The organism is Phenylobacterium sp. GW821-FHT12F10 (assembly GCF_058806695.1).
Genome location: NZ_JBXAPY010000002.1, coordinates 1 through 22,105 on the forward strand (window position 1 = coordinate 1; position 22,105 = coordinate 22,105).

Here is a 22,105-nt window from a genome sequence, read left to right on the forward strand (position 1 = left end):
GCGCACGAGGGGTCGCCCTGGGCGCCGCGAGAGCGGGTTTGGCGGGCGGCGCTTGCAGGACCGGGGCGGGCGGGGGCGCGGCCGCCGGCGGCGCGGGGAGGGCGGCGACGGGCGCCGGGACGGGCGCCGCGGCCACCGGGTCCGGCTTCCTGGGCGCCAGCAGCAGGGCGGCGATCACGGCGGCCGCGGCGATCAGGACGCCGCCGCCGGCGATCAGCGGAATCCGCGACCCCCCGGCCTGGGCGCCTGCGGCCTGGCTGGTGCGGGCCAGGACCGAGTCGCTCACCAGGGTCCGGTCGGGCGCCGGAGCCTCGACCGGGGGCGGGGCGACCGGGGCGGCGACCGGCGCGGGCCGTGCCGCCGGGGCGGGGGCCATTCCGCCGCTGAGGATGCCGCCGCTGAGGATGTTGCGCGGGGCCGGCGCCTCGGCGCGGGGCGCCGGGGCGCGGATCAGGTTGGGCCGGGCGGGAGGCCGCGGCCGGGGCGTGATCGTCCGGCTGAGGCCGAAGGTGGTGGGGGGCTGGCGGCCCCAGGCGCCGCGGGGCGTTCCAAACGGGTTTTCGTCCTGGGACATGAGACCTCCCCCGCCGCCGCGGGCGGCGCGCTGCAGATCCCCCGACCCGCCCCCTAGGTCGCCCGGGACTTCGGCGGTTCTATGACGCCGCGCGCCTCAGGCGGGGCGGGGCGCGAACATCCGCCGGAACCGCTCCACCACCACCGGCGCCAGGGCCGCCGCCGTGCCGCCGGCGTCGGCCACCCAGTTCTGGACCGCCACCTCCAGGCTGGCCCCGCGCGCGAACTGGGCGACCGCCAGGACCAGGGCGAAGACCAGGTAGCCGATGGCGATGCGGCGGATCTGGGTGCGCGGCATGGCCGCCAGACCGGCGCAGGCGGCGACATAGAAGGCCGCGAAGTGCTGCAGGTAGTGGGAACGCAGCAGCTGGGGGGTCAGCCAGCCCGGCGCGATCACCGCCAGGAAGATCGCCAGCACGCAGAGGCCGAACCCCAGCCGGGCCAGGACGGCGAGAAGGCCGGTGTCGGGATAGTAGGTGACGGGCGTCTCGCTCACGCGGCGGCCGCCTTCATCCCAGCCGGCATGCGCGAGCGGTGATAGGGCCGGTCCCCCAGCACGGTGGCCCGGTTCATGATCCGGCGATGGGGCAGGTAGTCGTTGACCGCGTAGTGCTGGGTCACCCGGTTGTCCCAGAAGGCGATGGCGTTGTCCTTCCAGCGCCAGCGGACCAGGAACTCCGGCTTCTGGATGTGCTCGAACAGCATGTTGAGGATGGCGTCGCTCTCCTTGCGGCGCAGGCCCTTGATGCGGTCGGTGAAGCCGTAGTTGATGAACAGGCCGTCCTCGCCGGTCTCGGGATGGGTGCGCACCACCGGGTGCAGGACCGGGGGATTGGCGGCGAGCGCCTTGGCGTGCTTCTCGGCGCCGGCGCCGGCCGCCACGATGCCCTGCTGCGGGAAGCCGCGGGCGAAATCGTGCACCGCGTCGAGCCCCGACAGGAACTCGCGGAAGGTGGGCGACAGGGCCTGATAGGCCGCCCTCATGTTCGACCAGATGGTGTCCCCGCCGCTGGGGGGCAGGTGCTTGGCGTAGAGGATCGAGGCCATGGGCGGGGTCTCGATGAAGGTGACGTCGGTGTGCCAGCTGTCGTTGTCGGTGGGGTTGTCCTTGTGGTTGTCCAGGATGAACAGCTCCGGCGCCTCCGGCACGCCCGGATAGAGCGGGTGGGTATGGAGCGCGCCAAATCTCGCGGCGAAGTCGCGATGTTGAACGGGCGTGATGTGCTGGTCCTCGAAGAAGATCACCTGGTGGGCCAGCAGGGCGGCGCGGACCTCCGCCAGCTCTTCGTCGTCGAGCCGTCGCGACAGGTCGATTCCCTCGACCACCGCGCCGATGGTGGGGGTGAGCGGCGTCACCTGGAACTTGGCCATCCTTGATCTCCCTTAACGCCGGCATCTAAGCGCGCCTCGCCCCGGCTTGCCAGGGGTCGGGGGCGGGGAATCATGCGAGTTTGCCGCCATGTCCAGCCCGCCCGGCCTTCCCGAGTTCGACCTGCCGATGATCTTCGCCGACAAGGTCGCGGGCCTGGGCTTCCAGTCGGGGGTCTTCCGGGTGGCCCTGGCGGCCAGCGTGGCGGGCGCCACCGGCGAGACCGAGATCATCAAGTCGGGCTACCTGATCCTCAGCCCCGAGGGCATGCTGGAGCTGCGCAGCCAGGTCGATCAGCTGATCGGCGAGCTGGAACGCCGCGGCCTGATGAACCTGAAGCCCGCCAAGCTGGACGGCTAGCGCGCCGGATATAGTTGTCTGCGACAATCTGTCGTGCGCGCCCTGAATCCCGGTAAGTGAGCTGTTAAGTCGGGCGCCGCACGTTGCGGGACGGCGTCCGGTCTGCGTGCGCCGCGGAGGCGAATATGCGGACTTCAGGCCCCGTGGCGTCGGCGCGTCCACCTCGCCTTAACCCTGTCACTTTACCCAGGATTGCGATTCCGAGTGCGCGCTCGGTCCAAGGACATATTTCATGAGCTTCATTTCAAACCTCCGCATCCCCGGCAAGATTCTGCTGATCGTGGCGATGCTGCTGTCCCTCACCGCGGCCATGACCGCCTTCGCGGTGATCAAGGCCAACGAGATGGCCGCCGCCACCTCCCGCCTGGTCAATGATCCGGTGAAGGGCAATTCCCTGGCCGCCCGCGCCGACAGCGCCTTCACCCGCATGCACCAGATCGCCTACGAGAGCGTGGTGGAGACCGACGACGCGGCGCTGGACGGGCTGAACAAGGAGTTCGACGCCCAGGTGGCCCAGGTCCGCGCCGCCCTGACCGAGATGAAGCCGCTCATCGATGGCGAGCATGTCGCCCCCTACAACACCCTGCTGCAGAGCCTCGACGCCTATGTCGCCCTGGACAAGGAACTGCGCGACCAGCGGATGATCCACCTGCTGTTCGACTGCGAGACCACCCTGCAGGACAAGATGACCCCGGTCTTCGACAAGGCCGACGCCGCCGTCACCCTGCTCACCAAGCAGCAGCAGAAGGATATCGACCAGTCGGCGATCGACGCCGACGCCGACCGCCATGCCGTGCTCTGGTGGCTGGTGGGGGCTGGCGCCCTCGGCGGCCTGCTGATCGGCGCCCTGTCGCTGTACATCTCCCGCAAGGAGATCGCCGGCCCCATCGCCGGCATGACCGACGCCATGGAGCGGCTGGCCGGCGGCGACCTGTCCACCCACGTGGCCGGCAAGGAGCGCCACGACGAGATCGGGGCCATGGCCCGCGCCGTCCAGGTGTTCAAGGAGAACGGCCTGGCGCTCACCACCGCCGAGGCCGAGAAGGTCCGGCTGGAGGCCGAGACCGCCCAGGAGCGCCAGCGCGCTGAGGCCGAACGCGCCGCGCTCGCCGCCGAGCAGGCCCATGTGGTGTCGGCCGTGGGCGAGGGGCTGTCGCGCCTGTCCGACGGCGACCTGCTGCACCGCCTGCCCGACGATTTCCCCGCGGCCTATGTGAAGCTGCGCGACGACTTCAACCGCGCCATGAGCGGCCTGGAGGAGGCCATGCTGGTGATCGCCGCCAATGCGTCCAGCATGCAGAACGGCGCGGGCGAGATCTCCGGCGCCGCCGACGACCTGTCGCGCCGCACCGAACAGCAGGCCGCCTCCCTGGAGGAGACCGCCGCGGCCCTCGACGAGATCACCGTGACGGTGAAGAAGTCCGCCGCCGGCGCCGAGCAGGCCAATGCGGTGGTCAACGCCGCCCGCGGCGACGCCGAGCGCTCCGGCGCGGTGGTGAGTGAGGCCGTCGCCGCCATGGGCGAGATCGCCTCGTCCTCCACCCAGATCAGCCAGATCATCGGCGTCATCGACGAGATCGCCTTCCAGACCAACCTGCTGGCCCTGAACGCCGGGGTCGAGGCGGCTCGCGCCGGCGACGCCGGCCGCGGCTTCGCGGTGGTCGCCTCCGAGGTCCGGGCGCTGGCCCAGCGCTCGGCGGAAGCGGCCAAGGAGATCAAGACCCTGATCGCGGCCTCCACCCGCCAGGTGGAGAGCGGCGTGCGCCTGGTGGGCGAGACCGGCCAGGCCCTGTCGGGCATCGTCGACAAGGTCAGCGAGATCTCGGGCCTGGTGTCGGAGATCGCCGCCTCGTCCCAGGAACAGGCCACCGGCCTCAACCAGGTCAACGCCGCGGTCAACCAGATGGACCAGGTGACCCAGCAGAACGCGGCCATGGTGGAGCAGTCCACCGCCGCCAGCCACAGCCTGGCCCAGGAAGCCCAGGAGCTGAACCGGCTGGTGGCCCGCTTCAAGACCGGCGGCGCGGCCGCCGCGCCGCAGTCGGCCCGCCGCGCGCCGCCCGCCGCCGCCCACGCCCCGCGTCCGCAGATGCGCGCCACCGCCCAGGCCAAGGCGCGTCCGTCCGAAGACTCCTGGGAGGAGTTCTAGGTCCTCCCGGACGAACCCTTCTAGCCGCCGCCCCCTCCAGATGCGCGGCTAGGCGTAGAGCCCTTCCCCTCCCCAGGGGGAGGGCTTTTTCTTGCGCCGTCGACGCGAGACTGCGGCGCCGGCGCCACGGTTGGCCCATGGTGAAGCTCGGGCTTCGCGAGCGGCTTGCGTGCATTTAGTTTGTCGAACATACTAATTGTCAGGACAACGGTTGAGCGATAGCTCCATCGGCCCGCAGCTTAGACGGGACAACACGCCACGGGAGGGCGTCATGGGTATGAAGCGGCCAGTTTCACTGCGTCTCGGCGCATCTGTCATCGCTTTGGCGGCGGGCCTCGCCAGCCAGGCCTGGGCTCAAGACGCCAGCGAAGTCTCCGAAATCGTCGTCACCGGCACCTCGATCCGCGGGATCGCGGCCACCGGCTCGCCGGTCACCGGGGTCGACCAGGAACAGCTCAAGGCCTCGGGCGTGGCCTCGGCCAGCGAGGTCACCAAGCTGTTGCCGGTGGTGCTGAACCTCGGCGCCGACGAGGCGCGCAACTCCTTCACCGGCGGCGCCCAGGACGCGGCGGCCAACGGCACGGCGGTGCGCACCGTCAACCTGCGGGGCATCGGGCCGGAGGCCACCCTGCTGCTGTTCAACGGCCGCCGCCTGGCCCCCAACGGGGTGATCAAGGCGCTGTCGGACATCGACCAGATCCCCGCCGTGGCCCTGGCCCGCATCGAGGTGGTGGCCGACGGCGCCTCGGCCATCTACGGCTCCGACGCCGTGGCCGGCGTGGTCAACCTGATCACGCGCAAGAACTTCGACGGGGCCGAGACCGCCTATCGCTACGGGGCGGCCGACGACCTCTATCAGCGGGTCTATTCCCAGACCTTCGGCAAGACCTGGGACGGCGGCAGCGCCTTCTTCGCCTACGAGCACAACGAGCGCAGCCATCTCTCCGGCGCCGACCGCCCCTGGGCCAGCCAGGATCGCCGCGCCCGCGGCGGCTCCGACGCCCGGCCCTTCACCGCCGCGCCCGGCAACATCGTCATCTCCGGCGTCCGCTACGCCCTGCCCAACACCAATGGCGTGGGCGTCAGCCCGGCCGCCCTCGTGGCCGGCACGGCCAACCGCTATGACGAGGCCGCCGCCGCCGACCTGCTGCCCGCCCAGGAGCGGGACACCATCCTGTTCAACGTCCACCACAAGGTCGATGACCGGCTGGAGCTCTGGTACGAGGGCTTCTATTCCCGCCGTAAGTTCGACCTGGCCGCCCCGCCGGCCCTGTTCAGCCTCTCGGTCCCCAACACCAATCCCTGGTTCGTGGCCCCGGCCGGGGTGACCCCGACGCCCACCAGCGAGACGGTGGAATACCGCTTCGTCGACGACCTCAATCCCAACTCCACCGGCTGGGAGAACTCCCAGCAGAACGCCGTCGGCTTCGTCTTCGACATCACCGACGACTGGCAGATGCAGGGGTCGATCGACCACGGCGTGGATCGCGGCTTCCAGTCGCGTCAGAGCGTGCTGAACAATGTCGTGCTGGGGGCCGCCCTGCGGTCATCCAATCCGGCCACCGCCTTCAACCCCTTCGGCAACGGGACCTTCAACCGGGGTAACAACCTGGCCCTGCTCAACCTGATCGACGGCGAGCGCGACCAGTACGGCACGGCGATCAGCAAGGACTTCCAGCTCAAGGCCGACGGCCCGCTGATGAGCCTGCCGGCCGGCCAGGTGCGGCTGGCCGTCGGCGCCGACTACCATAACAACAGCTTCCGCCAGTCCCTGTTCGCCACCAATGTCGCCGCCGACGGCAGCGTCACCTCCAAGCTGGTGGTCAACCGCCGCAATGTGCGCGGCGTGTTCGGCGAGCTGTTCATCCCCCTGGTGGGGGCCGAGAACGCCGTCCCCGGCGTCGAGCGCCTGGACCTGTCCCTGGCGGGCCGGGTGGAGAAGTACTCCGACTTCGGCCGCACCTCGAACCCCAAGGTCGGCCTGGTCTATTCGCCCTTCGCGGGGCTCAGCCTGCGAGCCACCTACGGCACCTCCTTCCGCGCCCCGTCCCTGGTGGACGGCGCCGACCAGATCCTCAACATCTTCATCCAGAACCTCACCGACCCCACCTCGGGCTCGGGGACGACCCGGGGCATCTTCTACAACGGCGGCAATTCCAAGCTCGGTCCGGAGGAGGCCACCACCTGGTCCTACGGCCTGGACTGGAACCCCTCGTTCCTGAACGGCCTGCGGGTCTCGGCCACCTATTACAAGATCGACTACACCAACCGCATCGACGTGGTGCCCAACAGCGCGCTCACCAACGCCACGGTCTACGGGGCCTACGCCCTGCGCCGGCCGCCGGCCTCGGACGTCGCCGGCAACGCGGCCTTCGACGCCCTGGTGGCCACCTTCATGACCAGCCCGGACCTGCAGAACCCGGCCGAGCCGGTGACCAATATCAGGGCCATCATCGACGGCCGCCGCCAGAACCTGGGCAGCCTCAAGCAGGACGGCCTGGACGTGAATGTCGGCTACCGGATGGAGACCGGGATCGGCGAGTGGAGCGCCTCGGTGGACGTGGCCAAGATCTTCAACGTCAAGCGGCGCACCGCCGCCGGCGCGCCGGAGATCGACGTCAACGACACCTTCGGCAATCCGGTGGACCTGCGGGTCCGCTACGCCCTGGGCTGGCGGCTGGGGGGCTGGAGCGCCAACGCCTTCGCCAACTATGTCGACAGCTTCAAGAACACCGCCATCACCCCCAATGTCGAGGCGCCCAGCCAGACCACCTATGACGCCACGGTCTCCTACGCCTTCCCGGAGACCGCGCCCTATCACCTGGACGGGGTGCGCCTGACCCTGTCGGCCCAGAACCTCACCGACGAGGATCCGCCCATCGTCCTCAACGGCACGGTGAGCTGGGACAGCCAGACCGCCTCACCCATCGGCCGGATGGTGGCCTTCGAGATCAGCAAGAGCTGGTAGCCGACCTCCGTCCCCTGGCGGCGCGGCCCCCAGCCGCGCCGCCGTCTTTCCCTCGTGGAGCCCGCGATGCGCCTTTCAGCCCCCCTGGCCTGGCTGGCCGCCGCCGCCCTCCTGGTCCTGGGCTCGCCCGCCGCCGCCGCGGCCTTCGGCGAATATCATCCGGCCCCGCGCTACGACGAGGAGGTGGTCACCTCCTTCTACCTGCCCCTGCGCGACGGCACGCGGATCGCCGTCTCCCTGCATCGTCCGTCCAAGGACGGTAAGGCCGTCGAGGCCCGTCTGCCGGTGATCTGGCACAATACGCTGGCCATCGACGCGGCCGGGACCGGCAAGCCGCCGCCGGGCCTCGCGAGCCTGACCCGCCAGGGCTATGTGGTGGCCGTGGTCGCCCGGCGCGGCAATGGCGCCTCCTTCGGGACCCGGCGCGGCTATGAGGACCTCACCGAGGGCTTCGACGCCTATGAGGTCACCGAGTGGCTGGCCGCCCAGCCCTGGTCGGACGGCAAGGTGGGCATGTTCGGCTGCTCCAACACCGGCGAGGCGGTGATGCACGCCATCAGCGCCCGGCCGCCGCACCTGGCCGCGGCCTGGGCCGGCTGCTTCGCCTGGGACCGCTTCGACGGCCATACGCGCGGCGGCATCATCGCCCAGTTCGGCACCGGCCCCAGCCGCACGGTGGAGCAGGACCTGCAGACCAACCCCGTCCAGGGCGACGAGTCCATGACCCTGCTGCGCCAGGCGGCCGAGGAGCACCAGCTCTCCACCAACCTGCTGGAGCTCATGAAGGGCATGCCCTATCGCGACTCCTACTCGACCCTGGTGATGAGCCGCTTCTGGTACGAGGTCAGCCTGGGAGCCGTGGCCGACCAGGTGAGGCGGGCCAATGTCCCCCTCTATATCCAGGGCGGCTGGCTGGACGATTTCCGCACCCAGGGCCTGGTGACCATGGCCAACCTGCCCGGAACCCGGATGCTGATCGGCCCGTGGCGCCATTGCCGCAACGAGGGCTTCGACCTGCAGAGCGAGCAGCTGCGCTTCTTCGACTATCACCTGAAGGGGATCGACACCGGCATCGCCGCCGACGCCCCGCTGCACTATTTCACCATGCGCGGTCCCAAGGGCGGGGAATGGCGCGCCACCCGCCAGTGGCCGCTGCCGGCCGCCAAGGCGACGCCGGTCTTCCTCGACGGCGGCAAGCTGGCGGCCAGGGCCGGCAAGGGCGCAACCCCCTTCACCGTCACCTACGACACCCCGTGCCCGGCCGAGCCGGTGGGCGCCTTCTCGGTCTCCTGCCATCCGGTGGGCGGGGTGAGCTTCAGCCAGGCGCCGCTGAAGGCGGACACCGAGATCACCGGCCACCCCATCGCCGACCTCTGGATCACCTCGAGCGCGCCGGACGCCAATCTCTTCGTCTTCCTGGAGGACGTGGCCCCGGACGGGACGGTCACCGTGGTCACCGACGGCCGCCAGAAGGCCTCCCTGCGCAGGCTCAACCCCTCGCCCTGGCCGCTGCTGGGCCTTCCCTGGCATCGCAGCTGGAAAGAAGACGCGCAGGATTTGAAGTCCGGCGAGCCGGCCCAGGTCACCTTCGACCTGCTGGCGGCCTCCTATGTCTTCAAGGCCGGCCATCGCATCCAGATCACCGTGGCCGGCGCCGACTACCGCGAACGGGCCCAGCCGCGGTTCACGCCCGCGCCCACCCTGACGGTGCTGGCCAAGTCGTCGGTGAGCCTGCCGGTGGTGAAGTAGCATCCCAGCGTCATCCCGGGTCTCCGCTACGCCTCGCCCGGGATGACGGGATTTTTGCTCGCACGCTTGACCCGACCGCGCCGTCCGTAAATAGTATGTAGAACATACAAACTGACTTTTCGACCTATCTGGGAGGCCGCGCCATGTTCATCCGCAATCGCTGGTACGTGGCCGCCTGGGACAAGGAGGTCGGGCGCAAGCCGCTCGCCCGCACGATCTGCGGCGAGAAGGTGGTGCTGTACCGGCGGGCCGACGGCTCGGCCGCGGCCCTGGCCGACTTCTGCCCGCACCGCCTGGCGCCCCTGTCCCTGGGGACCGTGGAGGGCGACAACCTGCGCTGCGGCTATCACGGCCTGGTGGTGGACGGGTCCGGCGCCTGCGTGGAGATGCCGGGCCAGGACGCGCCGCCGCGGCTCTCGGCCCGCGCCTATCCCCTGGTGGAGCGCTACCGCTTCGTCTGGGTGTGGATCGGCGATCAGGCCCTGGCCGACCCCGCCCTGATCCCGAACTTCTGGTTCTGCGAGCACCCCGACTGGACCTTCGACGGCGACGTCTACGCCGTGGCCTGCGACTACCGCCTGCTTGTCGACAACCTGATGGACCTCAGCCACGAGACCTATGTCCACCCGTCCTCCATCGGCCAGAAGGAGATCGTCGAGGCGCCCATCGACACGCGCCTTGAAGGTGAGCACGTCGTCGTGGAGCGCTGGATGAGGGGCATCGACGCCCCGCCGTTCTGGCGCACCTTCCTGGGCAAGGAGGGCCTGGTGGACCGCTGGCAGATCTGCCACTTCGCCCTGCCGTCGGCCGTCACCATCGAGGTGGGCGTGGCGCCGGTGGGGACGGGGGCGCCGGAGGGCGACCGCTCCCAGGGCGTCGAGGGGGTGGTGGTCAACTTCATGACCCCGGAGAGCGAGACCACCTGCCGCTACTACTGGGGCATGGCGCGGAGCTTCGACGTCGGCGACGCCGGCCTCACCGAGCGCATGCGCCAGAGCCAGGCGGGCGTCTTCGACGAGGACGTGGTGGTGCTGGAGGCCCAGCAGCGCAACATCGACCTGCGCCCCGACCTGCGCCTGGTGACCCTGGCCATCGACGCCGGCGGGGCCCATGCCCGGCGGCTGATGGAGCGCGCGGCCCTGGAGTCGGCCCCGGCCACGGCCTAGGCTGAACCCATGACCCTGAGACTGATGCTGGTGGGCGACCTCGTCCTGGACGAACCCAAGGCCGACTTCTTCTTCGACCTCTCCCGGGACGCCCTGGCCCAGGCCGACATCCTGGTGGGCCATGTGGAGGTGCCCCACACCGATCGCGGGACGGAGTCGGTGGGGGACATCCCGGCCCCCGGCGCCCCGCCGGAGAACCTCGCCGCCCTCGGCCGGGCCGGGTTCCACATCGCGACCCTGGCTGGCAACCACATCCACGACCGGGGCGCCGAGGGCATCGCCGACACCGTCGACGGCCTGCGGGCCCTGGGGATCGCCACCACCGGCGCCGGCGCCAACCTGGCGGCCGCCCGGACGCCGGCCATCGTCGAACGCGGCGGGCTGAAGGTCGGCGTGCTCTCCTACAACTGCGTGGGGCCCAGGGAGGGCTGGGCGGCCGAGCGCCGCGCCGGCTGCGCCTATCTCAAGATCATCAGCCACTATGAGCCGGAGGGCGCCAATCCGGGCGGCCCGGCCAAGGTCTACACCTTCGCCGATCCGGATACGGTGGACGCCATGGCCGCCGACATCGCCGCCCTGCGGCCCCGGGTCGACGTCCTGGTGGTCGCCTTCCACAAGGGCGTGGTCCACACGCCGTCGCACCTGGCCATGTACGAGCGCGCCGTGGCCCGCGCCGCCATCGAGGCCGGCGCCGACATCGTCACCGGCTCCCACGGCCACGTCATCCAGGGGGTGGAGACCTACAAGGGCAAGCCGATCTTCCACGGCCTGGGCAATTTCGTGGTGGTGACCCGGGCCCTGTCGGTGGAGGGCAATGACAGCCCCGAGCGCAAGGCCTGGGCGATCCGGCGCAAGGCCGTGTTCGGCTTCGAGCCGGACCCGGACTATCCCCTCTATCCCTTCCATCCGGAGGCCAAGAACCTGATCCTGGCCGACTGCGCGATCGGCGACGACGGCACGGTGAGCGCCGGCTTCCGGCCGGGCTGGATGGCCCCCACGGGCCAGCCGCAGGTGCTGGGGAACGACCCCCGCGGCCAGGCGGTGGTGGACTATGTGGCGCGCATCGGCGCGGCGGCGGGGCTGAGGACGAGCTTCGCCTGGGACGGCGATCGGGTCACCTTCTCCTGACGTTGACACGGCCTGCCGAAAACCGTTTACTCAACAAACGATATAACAAACAAACGAATTGGGAGTGGCAAGGTGGCGGAGGGAGAGGACAGGCTCGGCCGTCCGGCGGCCGTCTGTTTCGCCCTCGGCGGCGTGGGCCTGTTCGCGGCCATGGCCGTGGACTTCCTCAGCGTGGTGGGCCGCCACATCGGCCTGCCCTTCGCCGGCGCCATCGAGATCGTCCAGGTCTGCGTGGTGATCGCCGCCTCGGCCGCCCTGGTGGGGGCGACCCTCGCCGGAACCCATGCCGCCGTCCATGTGATCACCGAGCGCCTGCCCGCCGGGCCGCGCCGGGTCCTGGCCCGCCTGGCCGCCCTGCTGGCCACCCTGTTCTTCGCCGGCCTCGCCCTCGGCGGGCTGTGGCTGCTCTCCGACACCCTGCCGGGCGATGAGCGCACCGACCTGCTGCACCTGCCCCTGGCCCCCCTGCGCCTCCTCTGGTGCGGCGCCTGCGCCGCCGCGGCCCTGCTGTTCCTGATCCAGGTCTTCCGCCCCAAGCCCGCGGAGGCCGTCCTTGAGCCCTGACATGATCGGCGTCCTGGGCGTCGTCGCGCTCCTGGTCCTGCTGGCGCTCGGCGCCCCCATCGCCGTGTCCCTGGGCGTGGTGGGAATGGCGGGCCTGGCGGTGTTGATCTCGCCGGAGGCGGCCCTCATCAAGGCCGGGGTGGTGGCCTTCGACATGGTGTCGAAGTACGAGCTCGGCGTCCTGCCCCTGTTCCTGCTGATGGCCCACCTGTGCTTCGCCGCCGGGGCCAGCCAGAACTTCTACGACTCGGCGGCCAAGTTCATCGGCCACAAGCCCGGCGGCCTGGCGCTCGCCTCCATCGTCGGTTGCGCGGGGTTCGGGGCCATCTCCGGCTCCAGCCTCGCCACCGTGGCCACCATGGGCCTGGTGGCCCTGCCGGAGATGCGCAAGCGGAACTATTCGCCGGCCCTGGCCACCGGGGCCCTGGCGGCCGGCGGCACCATCGGCTCGCTCACCCCGCCCAGCGCCGCCCTGATCGTCTACGGCATCCTGGCCGAGCAATCGATCGGCCGGCTGTTCACCGCCGCCATCATCCCGGCGGTGACCCAGGCCCTGTTCTACATGGCCGTCATCTGGATGATCTGCAAAGTCCGCCCGTCCATGGGCCCCCCCAGCCCCCGCGTCGCCTGGCCCGAACGGATCGCCTCGCTCAAGGGCCTGATCGATGTGGGCCTGCTGGTCCTGCTGGTGATCGGCGGGATCGCGGCGGGCTGGTTCTCCCCCACCGAGGCCGCCAGCATCGGGGCCGTCGGCGCGCTGGCCATCTGCGCCTGGCGCCGCCGCCTGACCCTGCCGGCCCTGTCCAAGGCCGTGGGCGACACCCTGCGCACCACCGGCATGATCTACGCCATCATCATCGCGGCCATCATCTTCTCGACCTTCATCAGCGCCACGGGCTTCGGCGAGCTGATCAGCGGCGCCATCGCCGACGCCGGCCTCTCGAAGCTCGGCGTCATCGTGGCCTTCGTCATCCTGCTGCTGGCGCTGGGCATGTTCCTCGACGGCCTGGCCATGATGACCCTGGTCATTCCGATCTTCCTGCCCATCACCCATCAGATGGGCATCGACCCGATCTGGTTCGGCATCCTGATGGTGCGGACCATGGAGATCGGCTTCGTCCACCCGCCGGTGGGGATGAACGTCTACGTCATCCACAACCTGGCCCGCGACATCCCGCTGATGACCATCTTCAAGGGCATCGTGCCCTTCCTGCTGGCCGACCTGGCCCACGTCGCCCTGATCGTGGCGGTCCCGGCCATGGCGCTGTTCCTGCCCAAGCTGCTCGGAGCCTGATGATGGCCGACGCCTATTCGCCCTTCGTCGCCGCCCTCGCCGACCGGGAGGCCGCCGCCCGCGCCCACAAGGCGGCCGGCGGCAAGGTGGTGGGCTGGCTCACCAACACCAGCCCCACCGAGCTGATCGCCGCCACGGGCGCCTTCCCGCTGCAGCTGGCGGCCGGCGCGGACGCCACGCCGCTCGGCGACCGCTACATGGAGGACCTGTTCGACCCCATCGTGCGGGCCGTCTTCGAGGGCCTGTTGGCCGGCCGCTACGACTTCCTCGACGCCGTGGTCCTGCCGCGCACCTCCGACTCCGTCCAGCGCCTCTACTACTATCTCTGCGAGGTCCGCCGGATGGGGGAGGCCCACGTCCCCGAGCCCCTGCTCTTCGACCTGCTGCACACCCCCTGGTACTCCAGCGCCGAGTACAATTTCAGCCGTATCGGCGAGCTGAAGGCCGCCCTGGAGAGGGTCACCGGGACCGCCGTCACCGGCGCCGGCCTCACCGCCGCCATCGCGGACTCCAACGCCCGCCGCGCGGCGATGCGCGGCCTGGTGGCCCTGCGCCGCGAGGGGCGGATCACCGGCGTCCAGGCCAACAGCGTCTTCGCAGGCAGGGGCGCCATGGCCGGACCCGCCTTCGATGCGGCCCTGGCCCAGGTCCTGGCCGCCCCTGGACCGGTCTCCCGGGCCCCCCGCATCGTGCTGGCCGGCAGCCCCCTGGACACACCGGCCCTGCACGCCCTCGTCGAGGCCGTCGGCGGGCGGGTGACAGGCGACTTCCACGAGTTCGGCGAGCCGATGATCGGCCCCGATGTCGAGGCCGGCCCCGATTCCCTGCGGGCCCTGGCGGCCCACTATCATCGCGACGTGGCCTCCAGTCGCACCTTCCCCCAGTCGCCCAAGCCCCTGGCCGACTTCGCCCGGGCCTGCGGGGCGCAGGGCGTGATCTTCAACTTCTACGCGGAGGAGGAGGCCCTGACCTGGGAGTACCCGGCGCAGCGCCGCGCCCTGGAGGCCCACGGGATCGCCACCCTCTGCTTCGAGGGCCAGCCGCACCATCCCGACGCCGCATCCCTCGCGCCCCTGCTGGCCAATTTCATTGGTGGGCTGACGACCCGCGTGCCGGCATGAGCGGCCTGCTCGCGGGCTATCGCGTCCTCGACCTGGGCGGGGGCCTGGGGGCGGCCTGCGGCCGGTTCCTGGCCACCCTGGACGCCGACGTGGTCAAGGTGGAGCCCCCCGGCGGCGACCCCGCCCGCACCGATGCCCATGGCCGCGCCGACCCCGCCTGGATCGCGCGCAACCTCGGCAAGCGCTCGGTGGTGCTGGATCTGGACGGGCCCGATCTCAAGGCCCTGGCCGCCAAGGCCGACATCCTCATCGACGCCCTGCCGGCCGCCCGGCGGACGGCCCTGGGCCTCGACCACGAAACGCTGGCGAAGACCAATCCCGGCCTGATCGCCGTCTCCATCACCCCCTTCGGCTCGGCCGGCCCCTATGCCGACTGGGCGGGCGGCGAGCTGGTCTGTTCGGCCCTCGGCGGGACCCTGGCGGTCACCGGCTATCCCGACCGCGCCCCAGTGAAGGAGGCCGCCGACGCCTGCGTCTTCCACGCCAACGGCGCGGCCGCCGCCGGCGCCCTGTTCGCGCTGGTCGAGAGAGCGACCTCAGGCTTGGGGCAACAGGTCGATGTCTCGGTCCAGGAGGTGGCGGCCAGCCGCAACACCAACGGGATCCTCGCCTGGCAGTTCGACCGCAAGCTGCTGCCCCGCACCGGGGTCCAGATCGCCTATGGCATGGCCAGGATCCGCTGCATCTGGCAGCTGGCCGACGGCTACGCCTTCCACAGCCTGGCCTCCGGCCGCGCCGGCGCCGCCCCCAACGCCGCCCTCTGCGCCTGGATGACCGAGGCGGGGTTCGACTGCCCGATGGCCGATGTGGACTGGCCCACCTACAACCGCTCCACCATCGCCCCCGAGACCCGCGCCCAGTGGGAGGCGGCGATGGACGCCTTCTTCCAGACCCGGACGAAGGCGCAGGTCGCCGCGCGGCGCGAGATCAACGCCACGGTCGCCAACGAGCCTGGCGATGTCCTGGCTGACCCCCATCTCCTGGCCCGCCAGCTGTTCGCCCAGGCCGGCGACGTGGTGGCGCCCAAGGCCTTCATCCGGGCGGGCGAGCTCTCGGTCGGGACCGCGCCGCAGATCGGCCAGCACACCGCCGAGGTCCTGGCCGGGTGGCGGGCCGCGCCGACCGCGCCTGGCCTCGCCAAGCCCAGCCACGAGCCGCCGCTGAAGGGCTTGAAGGTCCTCGACTTCTCCTGGGCCCTGGTGGGCTCGGTCACCACCAAGAACCTGGCCGACTACGGCGCCACGGTGATCAAGGTGGAGAGCTCGACCCGCCCCTGCCTGTCGCGCATCGACGTCCAGGTGGCGGCCTCCAAGGCCGGCCAGTTCGACGACAAGCCCTGGTTCATCCACATGAACACCTCCAAGCAGGGCCTGCGGATCAACATGAAGCACCCCCGCTGGCGGGAGGTGATCGACCCGCTGATCGCCTGGGCCGACGTGGTGGTGGAGAACTTCTCGCCGGGCACCATGGCCTCCCTGGGCCTCGACTATGAGACCCTCAAGGCGGGCCGCCCCGACCTGATCATGCTGAGCGGCTCCATCTACGGCCAGACGGGCCCGCTCGCCCGCACCCCCGGGGTCGACGGCACCGGCGCGGCGCTTTCGGGGCGCCTGTTCATGACCGGCTGGCCCGACCGCCCGCCGGTGACCCCCAGCGCCGTGCCCTATGGCGACCTGCTGCTGCCCCCCTACATGGCCGCCGCCCTGGCCGCGGCCGTCGACCACCGCCGCCGGACGGGGGAGGGGTGTCACATCGACGCCTCGATGTACGAGATCTGCGTCCAGCAGATGGCCGGCGCCATGCTGGAGGCCCAGATCGACGGCCCGCCCCAGCGCACCGGCAACGCCGACCGCGCGGTCCGGCTGCAGGGGGTCTATCCCACCGCCGGGGACGACCGCTGGATCGCCATCAGCGCGCAGGACGAGGCCGCGGTCGCAAGGCTTGCGGGCCTGATGGGCGCGCAGCCCAGCGACGACACGATCGCCGCCTGGACGCAGGGCCAGGAGGGCTACGGCCTGATGGCCCGGCTGCAGGCCGCCGGGATCGCCGCCGGGGTGGTCCAGACCTGCGCCGACCTGGTGGACCGTGACCCGCAGCTCCGCGAACGCGCCTTCCTCACCCGCCTCGACAACCCGGTCCTGGGCGCCTTCGAGCACCAGGCCCTGCCCTACAAGCTCTCCCGCACCCCCGCCCTCATGACCACGGCGCCGGGCCTGGGCCAGCACAACGAAACCATCTGCCGCGACCTCATCGGCCTCTCCGCCGAGACCTATGCCGAGCTCGCCGCCGCCCAGCTTTTCGAGTAGCCGCCATGACCGACAAGACCGACGACATGATCCGCCAGACCGGCGAACGCTCCAGCAAGCGGCTCAATTCCACGGCGCTGGCCACCCGCTTCCAGCGGGAGTTCGTCAAGGAGCTGCAGGAGCGCGTCGTGGAGAAGGGCGAGCCCTTCGCCATCGTCCAGGCCGACACCCCGCACGAGATCTTCCACGTGATGGACATCCCCATGGTGACCAACCAGTGGTGGGCCGCCTACATCTCGGCCAAGCAGCTCTCGCCCTATTACTTCGAGGTGATGGAGCGGGAGGGCTTCCCCGCCTCTTCCTGCCGCTACTGCTCCCTGGGCCTGGCCTGCACCCTGGACAACGATCCGGAGAAGGCGCCCTGGGGCGGCCTGCCCCGGCCCACCGTCCTGGTGGCCCGGCTGACCTGCGACTGCATCCAGCGGGTCTTCTCCCTCTGGGCCGAGGCGCTCGGCTCGCGCTTCTATCCCCTGGAGGCGCCCGGCTGGGAGCACAAGGACGGCCAGTGGTTCACCAAGGGCAAGCTGGAGTGGGACGAGGTCTACACCGCCCAGCGCATCGACCTCCTGGTGGAGGAGATGAAGGGCCTGATCCGCTTCCTGGAGGCCGAGACCGGGCGCACCTTCGACAACGGCAAGCTGCTGGCCCTGATGCACAGGATCAACGAGCAGGAGGAGCTGATGGAGGAGGCCGCCCACCTGGCCACCCGCACCATCCCCTGTCCCGTCGGCATCGCCGAGCAGATGCCCAACGCCATGATCCCCCAGTGGCATCGCGGCGCCGACTGGGCCGTGGAGCACGCCCGTCTGTTCCGCGACGAGGTGAAGGCCCGGGTCGAGGCCGGGGCGTCTGTCGCCAGGACCGAGAAGATCCGGCTGATGTGGATCGGCGCCGGCCTCTGGCACGACCCCGGCTTCTACGACGCCCTGGAGGAGCGGCTGGGGGCGGTCTTCGTCTGGTCCATGTACCTGCCCTTCACCGGCGCCAAGTACATCCGCTACAATCTCGACGATCCGCTCCGCGCCCTGGCCAGCCGAATCTGCGGCATGAACGAGGTGCTGCACCTGCCGCCATGGATGAACGACTGGATGGTGTCGGAGGCCAAGGCCTGCCAGATCGACGCCGCCGTCATCCTGCAGCCCACCACCAATCGCCTCTCGGTCTCCGGCACCAAGTTCACCAAGCTGGCCCTCGAAAAGGCCGGGGTGCCAGTCTACGAAATGCCTGCCGACATGGTGGACGCGACGGAATGGAGCCACGAGAGAATGGTTGACGATGTCGCCCGTTTCCTCAAGGAACGGACATCCGCCGCGCGCGAATAGCGCTGAAAGTTAGCCGCCCATGCCGCCAGTCTCCCCCAAGGCCGCGCCGGTCGTCGACCTGCCCGCCGACGTCGATCTGGGCGTGCTCAAGGACATCATCGGCTTCCGCATCCGGCGCATCCAGAACCACCTGTCGCGGTCCTTCATCGATCGCATCAACCGCAAGGAGGTGCGGCCCGGCGTGTTCAGCGCCCTGGCCCTCATCGCCGCCAATCCGGGCCTGTCCCAGACGACGCTCGCCCGCGAGATCGGCTTCGACAAGGCCACGGTGGTGGCCCTGCTCGACAGCCTGGAACGCCTGGGCTGGGCCGAGCGCCAGCGTTCCACCGAGGACCGCCGCCGCCACTCCCTCTATGTGACCCCGGTGGGGGAGAAGGCCCTGGAGGACCTGCGCGAGGTGGCGGTCATCAACGAGGCCAAGATCCACGTCGCGCTGAACAAGGACGAACGCGCCCAGCTCTTCAGCCTGCTCGACAAGCTCTACGTCGCCTGCTTCGCCGACGAGGAGATCTAGTCAACCGCCGTCATCCCGGCCGCAGCGCAGCGGAGAGCCGGGACCCAGGGGCGGTGCGCACGGCCCCTGGGTCCCGGATCGGCCTGACGGCCGTCCGGGATGACGATATTGGTCAGTCCTTGCCCACCAGCTTGGTCACTTCCTCCACCTGGTCGGGCGTCAGCTTCCAGTCGCCGGCCTTGGCGTTGGCGACGATCTGCTCGACCTTGGTGGCGCCGGCGATCACCGAGCTCACCACCGGGTGACCCAGGATCCAGGCGAAGGCCAGCTCCAGCAGGGTGTGGCCGTTGTCCTTGGCCCAGGCGTCCAGCTTCTCGATCCGGTCGAAGTTCTTGTCGTTCAGGGCCGCGGCGCCGCGCGGGCCCCAGGCGGCCAGGCGGGTGCCCTCGGGCGGGGCCTCGCCGCGGCTGTACTTGCCCGACAGCAGGCCCGAGGCCAGGGGGAAGAAGGGCAGGAAGCCCAGGCCGAACCTCTCGCAGGCCGGCAGCACCTCGCGCTCCACATTGCGCTCCAGCAGGCTGTAGTTGTTCTGGGCCGAGACGAACCGCTCCAACCCTTGCGTCTTGGAGATCCAGTCCGCGTCTGCGATCTGCCAGCCGGTGAAGTTGGAGTTGCCGAGGTAGAGGACCTTGCCGTCGCGCACCAGGTCGTCGAGGGCCCTCAGGGTCTCCTCGATGGGGGTGTCCGGATCGGCGCGGTGCATCTGGTAGAGGTCGATGCGGTCGGTGCCCAGGCGCTTGAGGCTGGCCTCCACGGCGCTCACCACATAGCGGCGCGAACCGCCGGCGTTCTCGCCCATGGCGAACTTTGTGGCGAGCACGGCCTTGTCGCGCTTGCCCTTCAGGGCCGCCCCCAGGAACTCCTCGGACTTCGTGCCGCCATAGACGTCGGCGGTGTCGAAGAAGGTGATGCCGTTGTCCAGGGCCGCGTCGACCACGACCTGGGTCTCCTCGGCGCTGATCCGCATCCCGAAATTGTTGCAGCCCAGGCCGATGGCGCTGACCTTCAGCCCGCTGGTTCCCAATCGCCGCTGTTCCATGTCGCCGCTCCCAAATGCATTTGTGTGAATGCGGGGAACATAGGACCGGATTGCGCGGCCGCGCTAGCTCAGCCGCAACTCACCGCGGCCTGGGGTTCGGCGTCGGTCGCCTCCAGCACGGTCTGGATGGCGATCAGCAGGCGCTCCAGCTCCAGCGGCTTGGGCACCAGGACGTCCATGCCCACGGCGGCGTACTCGGCCTCGTGGTGGGCCATGGCGTTGGCGGTGAGCGCGATGATCGGGGTGCGGCGGCGGCCCTCGGCCTGCTCCCACTGGCGGATCAGCCGGGTGGCGGTGGGGCCGTCCATCACCGGCATCTGCACGTCCATGAGGATGGCGTCCCAGTCGCCGCTGGCCGCGGCGGCGACCGCCAGCTCGCCATTGTCGACGCAGGTCACCTCGACTCCGACCTGGGCCAGCAGGGTGCGCAGCACCAGCTGGTTCATCGGATTGTCCTCGGCCGCCAGGATGCGCAGGGCCGAGCCGTCCCGCAGGGGCGGGGCCTCGAAGGCTTCGTCGCGGACGGCGTGGGGCTCGGAGTCCCCCAGCCGCGTCAGGGGCAGGCGCACGGTGAACACCGAGCCCTCCCCCAGGCGGCTGGCGACCTGGATGTCGCCCCCCATCAGGGTGGCTAGCTCTCGGCAGATGGCCAAGCCCAGGCCCGAGCCGCCGAAGCGCCGGGTGGTGGAGGTGTCCTCCTGGACGAACTTCTGGAACAGGGCGCCCTGGCGGTCGGGATCGATGCCGGGGCCGGTGTCGGCGACCTGGAACACCAGGTGCGGGCCGGCCACCGAGACGCCGACCCTGACCTCGCCGGAGCCGGTGAACTTCACGGCGTTGGAGACCAGGTTGTAGAGGATCTGGCGCACCCGGGTCGGGTCCCCGGCCCAGACGCCGCGGGCCTCCGGCGCCACCTGGACGGTGAAGCTGAGATCCTTCTCGGTGGCCAGCGTGGTGAAGGTGGCCTGGGCTCCCTGGACCAGCTGCAGGACGTCGAGGCTGGAATCCTCCAGCTCCAGGCGGCCGGCCTCGATCCGCGACAGATCCAGCAGGTCGTTGAGCAGGGCCAGCAGGGTCTCGCCGGCCTGGCGGATCACCATCAGCCGGTCGCGCTGCTGCGGCGGCAGCTCGTCGCGGGCCATGGCCTGGGCCATCCCCAGCACCCCGTTGAGCGGCGTGCGGATCTCGTGGCTCATGGTGGCCAGGAAGGCGGACTTGGCGGCGTTGGCGGCGTTGGCGTCGTCGCGGGCGCGCTTGAGGTTGGCGTTGAGCTCCCGCAGCCGCCGCTCCGACCGCTTCAGGTCCTGGACCGACTGGGTGATGACCACGCAGCGCACCGGCCCCTCGCCGGCGAAGCGGGCGGCGGTCATTCGGAACCACTCGCCGCTGACCGCCTGGTAGGCGCGGATGAAGGACTCGGTCTTGCCGGCCAGGACGTTGCGCAGGCCCCGGCTGAGCGCCTTGCCGTGGGCGCCCGGCAGCCGCTCCACCACGCTGAACAGGTTGCGGCCCAGGGCGTAGGTCTCGGTCTTGGTGATCTCCGCCCCAGCGGCCTTGAAGGCCTTGTTGGCGGCGATGATGGCGCCGGTCTCGTCGATGACGGTGAGCATGGCCGCCACCCCGTCGATGACGCCGCGGGCGAAGCGCTCGGATTCCAGCAGCTCGGCGTGGGCCAGGCGCTGGGCGGTGATGTCCTGCATGGCGCCGTGGATGGCCACGCACTTGCCGTCCACCAGCTCGGGCTCGCCGACGATGCGGAACCACTTCTCCTGGCCTTCGGCGGTCAGCACGGGGGAGTCCAGCTCGATGCGGGCGCCGCTCTGCATGGCCGCGCGCAGGTGCTCGCGCACCGCGTCCCGGGCGCCGTCCGGATAGATCTCGAGGGAGCCCTGCAGGGTGTCGACGGCGCGGGGCCGGCCCAGCATCTCGCAGATCTCGGGGCTCCAGCGGACCTCGCCGCTGCGCAGGTTCACCTCCCAGCCGCCCAGCTGGGCCAGGTGGCCGGCCGAGCGCAGGGAGGTGGAGGTGGCCTTCAGCCGGGTCTCCAGGATCTTGGCCGAGGTGACCTCGGTCTGGACGGAGACGAAGCCGTCATGGACGCCGTCGGCGTCGAAGGTCGGGCGGACGTCGAGGTCGATCCAGAACCGGCGGCCGGCCTTGCCCTGCAGCTGCACCTCGCGGCGGAAGCCCCGGGCCTCGGCGATGGCCTGGCGGATGTCGGCCAGGGTCTGGGGATCGGTGTCGGGGCTCTCCAGCAGGGCGCACGGCGTCATGCCGCGGGCCTCCTCCTGATTGAACCCGCAGATGGCGGTGAAGCCGGCGTTCACCCAGTCGATCCGGCCCTCGCGGTCGAGCAGGATCATGCCATTGGCGCTGGCGCGCGCGATCTTGGCCAGACGGGTGTCGAGGTCGGCCTGCATCCTGGGGGCGAATTCCTCGAAGCCAGCGATCCTTCCCATGCTTAATACTCGCCGCCGGGAATG

16 protein-coding genes and 1 pseudogene are annotated in these 22,105 nt (G+C 70.6%); 12 read left to right on the forward strand and 5 right to left on the reverse strand.

Features of this window, described 5'->3' with window-relative positions:
• From AC1RN5_RS12480 to tauD, 3 genes and pseudogenes are all read right to left on the reverse strand, one after another.
• Positions 1–574: pseudogene (locus AC1RN5_RS12480) on the reverse strand (hypothetical protein); the annotation flags it as partial.
• 96 nt (positions 575–670) lie between these two features.
• Positions 671–1,069 carry a hypothetical protein gene (locus AC1RN5_RS12485; protein ID WP_493041490.1) on the reverse strand — a complete coding sequence of 133 codons (399 nt, stop codon included), beginning with the start codon at positions 1,067–1,069 and terminating at the stop codon, positions 671–673.
• Positions 1,066–1,944, reverse strand: coding sequence for a taurine dioxygenase (tauD, locus tag AC1RN5_RS12490; protein ID WP_493041491.1), 879 nt, complete (start codon positions 1,942–1,944; stop codon positions 1,066–1,068). Before tauD ends, AC1RN5_RS12485 begins: the two co-directional genes overlap by 4 nt.
• A gap of 88 nt (positions 1,945–2,032) precedes the next feature.
• Here tauD and AC1RN5_RS12495 point away from each other — a divergent pair, with 88 nt between their 5' ends.
• From AC1RN5_RS12495 to AC1RN5_RS12550, 12 genes are all read left to right on the forward strand, one after another.
• Positions 2,033–2,302, forward strand: coding sequence for a hypothetical protein (locus AC1RN5_RS12495; protein WP_493041492.1), 270 nt, complete (start codon positions 2,033–2,035; stop codon positions 2,300–2,302).
• A 232-nt stretch (positions 2,303–2,534) separates the two neighbouring features.
• The gene (locus tag AC1RN5_RS12500; protein WP_493041493.1) at positions 2,535–4,451 is read left to right on the forward strand and encodes a methyl-accepting chemotaxis protein; all 1,917 of its coding nucleotides are present in this window, start codon (positions 2,535–2,537) and stop codon (positions 4,449–4,451) included.
• 271 nt (positions 4,452–4,722) lie between these two features.
• Complete coding sequence (locus AC1RN5_RS12505; RefSeq protein WP_493041494.1) at positions 4,723–7,419, forward strand: TonB-dependent receptor plug domain-containing protein; 2,697 nt, start codon at positions 4,723–4,725, stop codon at positions 7,417–7,419.
• Positions 7,420–7,485: 66 nt separating this feature from the next.
• Entirely contained in the window at positions 7,486–9,168 is a 1,683-nt protein-coding gene (locus tag AC1RN5_RS12510) for a CocE/NonD family hydrolase (protein WP_493041495.1), read from the forward strand.
• 143 nt (positions 9,169–9,311) lie between these two features.
• A complete protein-coding gene (locus AC1RN5_RS12515; protein ID WP_493041496.1) occupies positions 9,312–10,334 on the forward strand; it encodes an aromatic ring-hydroxylating dioxygenase subunit alpha in 1,023 nt (340 codons plus the stop codon).
• Between the two features lie 9 nt (positions 10,335–10,343).
• Positions 10,344–11,462 carry a CapA family protein gene (locus AC1RN5_RS12520; protein WP_493041497.1) on the forward strand — a complete coding sequence of 373 codons (1,119 nt, stop codon included), beginning with the start codon at positions 10,344–10,346 and terminating at the stop codon, positions 11,460–11,462.
• Positions 11,463–11,534: 72 nt separating this feature from the next.
• Positions 11,535–12,026 (forward strand): TRAP transporter small permease subunit, encoded by a 492-nt coding sequence (locus AC1RN5_RS12525; protein ID WP_493041498.1) that lies wholly within the window; start codon positions 11,535–11,537, stop codon positions 12,024–12,026.
• Positions 12,016–13,320, forward strand: coding sequence for a TRAP transporter large permease (locus AC1RN5_RS12530; RefSeq protein WP_493041499.1), 1,305 nt, complete (start codon positions 12,016–12,018; stop codon positions 13,318–13,320). Before AC1RN5_RS12525 ends, AC1RN5_RS12530 begins: the two co-directional genes overlap by 11 nt.
• Before the next feature lie 2 nt (positions 13,321–13,322).
• Complete coding sequence (locus AC1RN5_RS12535) at positions 13,323–14,441, forward strand: 2-hydroxyacyl-CoA dehydratase (RefSeq protein ID WP_493041500.1); 1,119 nt, start codon at positions 13,323–13,325, stop codon at positions 14,439–14,441.
• Positions 14,438–16,747: a CaiB/BaiF CoA-transferase family protein gene (locus tag AC1RN5_RS12540; protein WP_493041501.1), complete on the forward strand. Its 2,310-nt coding sequence runs from the start codon at positions 14,438–14,440 to the stop codon at positions 16,745–16,747. Before AC1RN5_RS12535 ends, AC1RN5_RS12540 begins: the two co-directional genes overlap by 4 nt.
• Before the next feature lie 5 nt (positions 16,748–16,752).
• On the forward strand, positions 16,753–18,069 hold the full coding sequence (locus AC1RN5_RS12545) for a 2-hydroxyacyl-CoA dehydratase subunit D (protein WP_493041502.1): 1,317 nt from the start codon (positions 16,753–16,755) through the stop codon (positions 18,067–18,069).
• A 19-nt stretch (positions 18,070–18,088) separates the two neighbouring features.
• Positions 18,089–18,583, forward strand: coding sequence for a MarR family winged helix-turn-helix transcriptional regulator (locus AC1RN5_RS12550; protein WP_493041503.1), 495 nt, complete (start codon positions 18,089–18,091; stop codon positions 18,581–18,583).
• Between the two features lie 112 nt (positions 18,584–18,695).
• On the opposite strand, the gene AC1RN5_RS12555 is transcribed toward AC1RN5_RS12550, so the two are convergent.
• Together AC1RN5_RS12555 and AC1RN5_RS12560 are read right to left on the reverse strand one after the other, a co-directional pair.
• Positions 18,696–19,622 carry an aldo/keto reductase gene (locus AC1RN5_RS12555; protein WP_493041504.1) on the reverse strand — a complete coding sequence of 309 codons (927 nt, stop codon included), beginning with the start codon at positions 19,620–19,622 and terminating at the stop codon, positions 18,696–18,698.
• Positions 19,623–19,690: 68 nt separating this feature from the next.
• Complete coding sequence (locus AC1RN5_RS12560; protein ID WP_493041505.1) at positions 19,691–22,081, reverse strand: ATP-binding protein; 2,391 nt, start codon at positions 22,079–22,081, stop codon at positions 19,691–19,693.
• Positions 22,082–22,105: the final 24 nt, after the last annotated feature.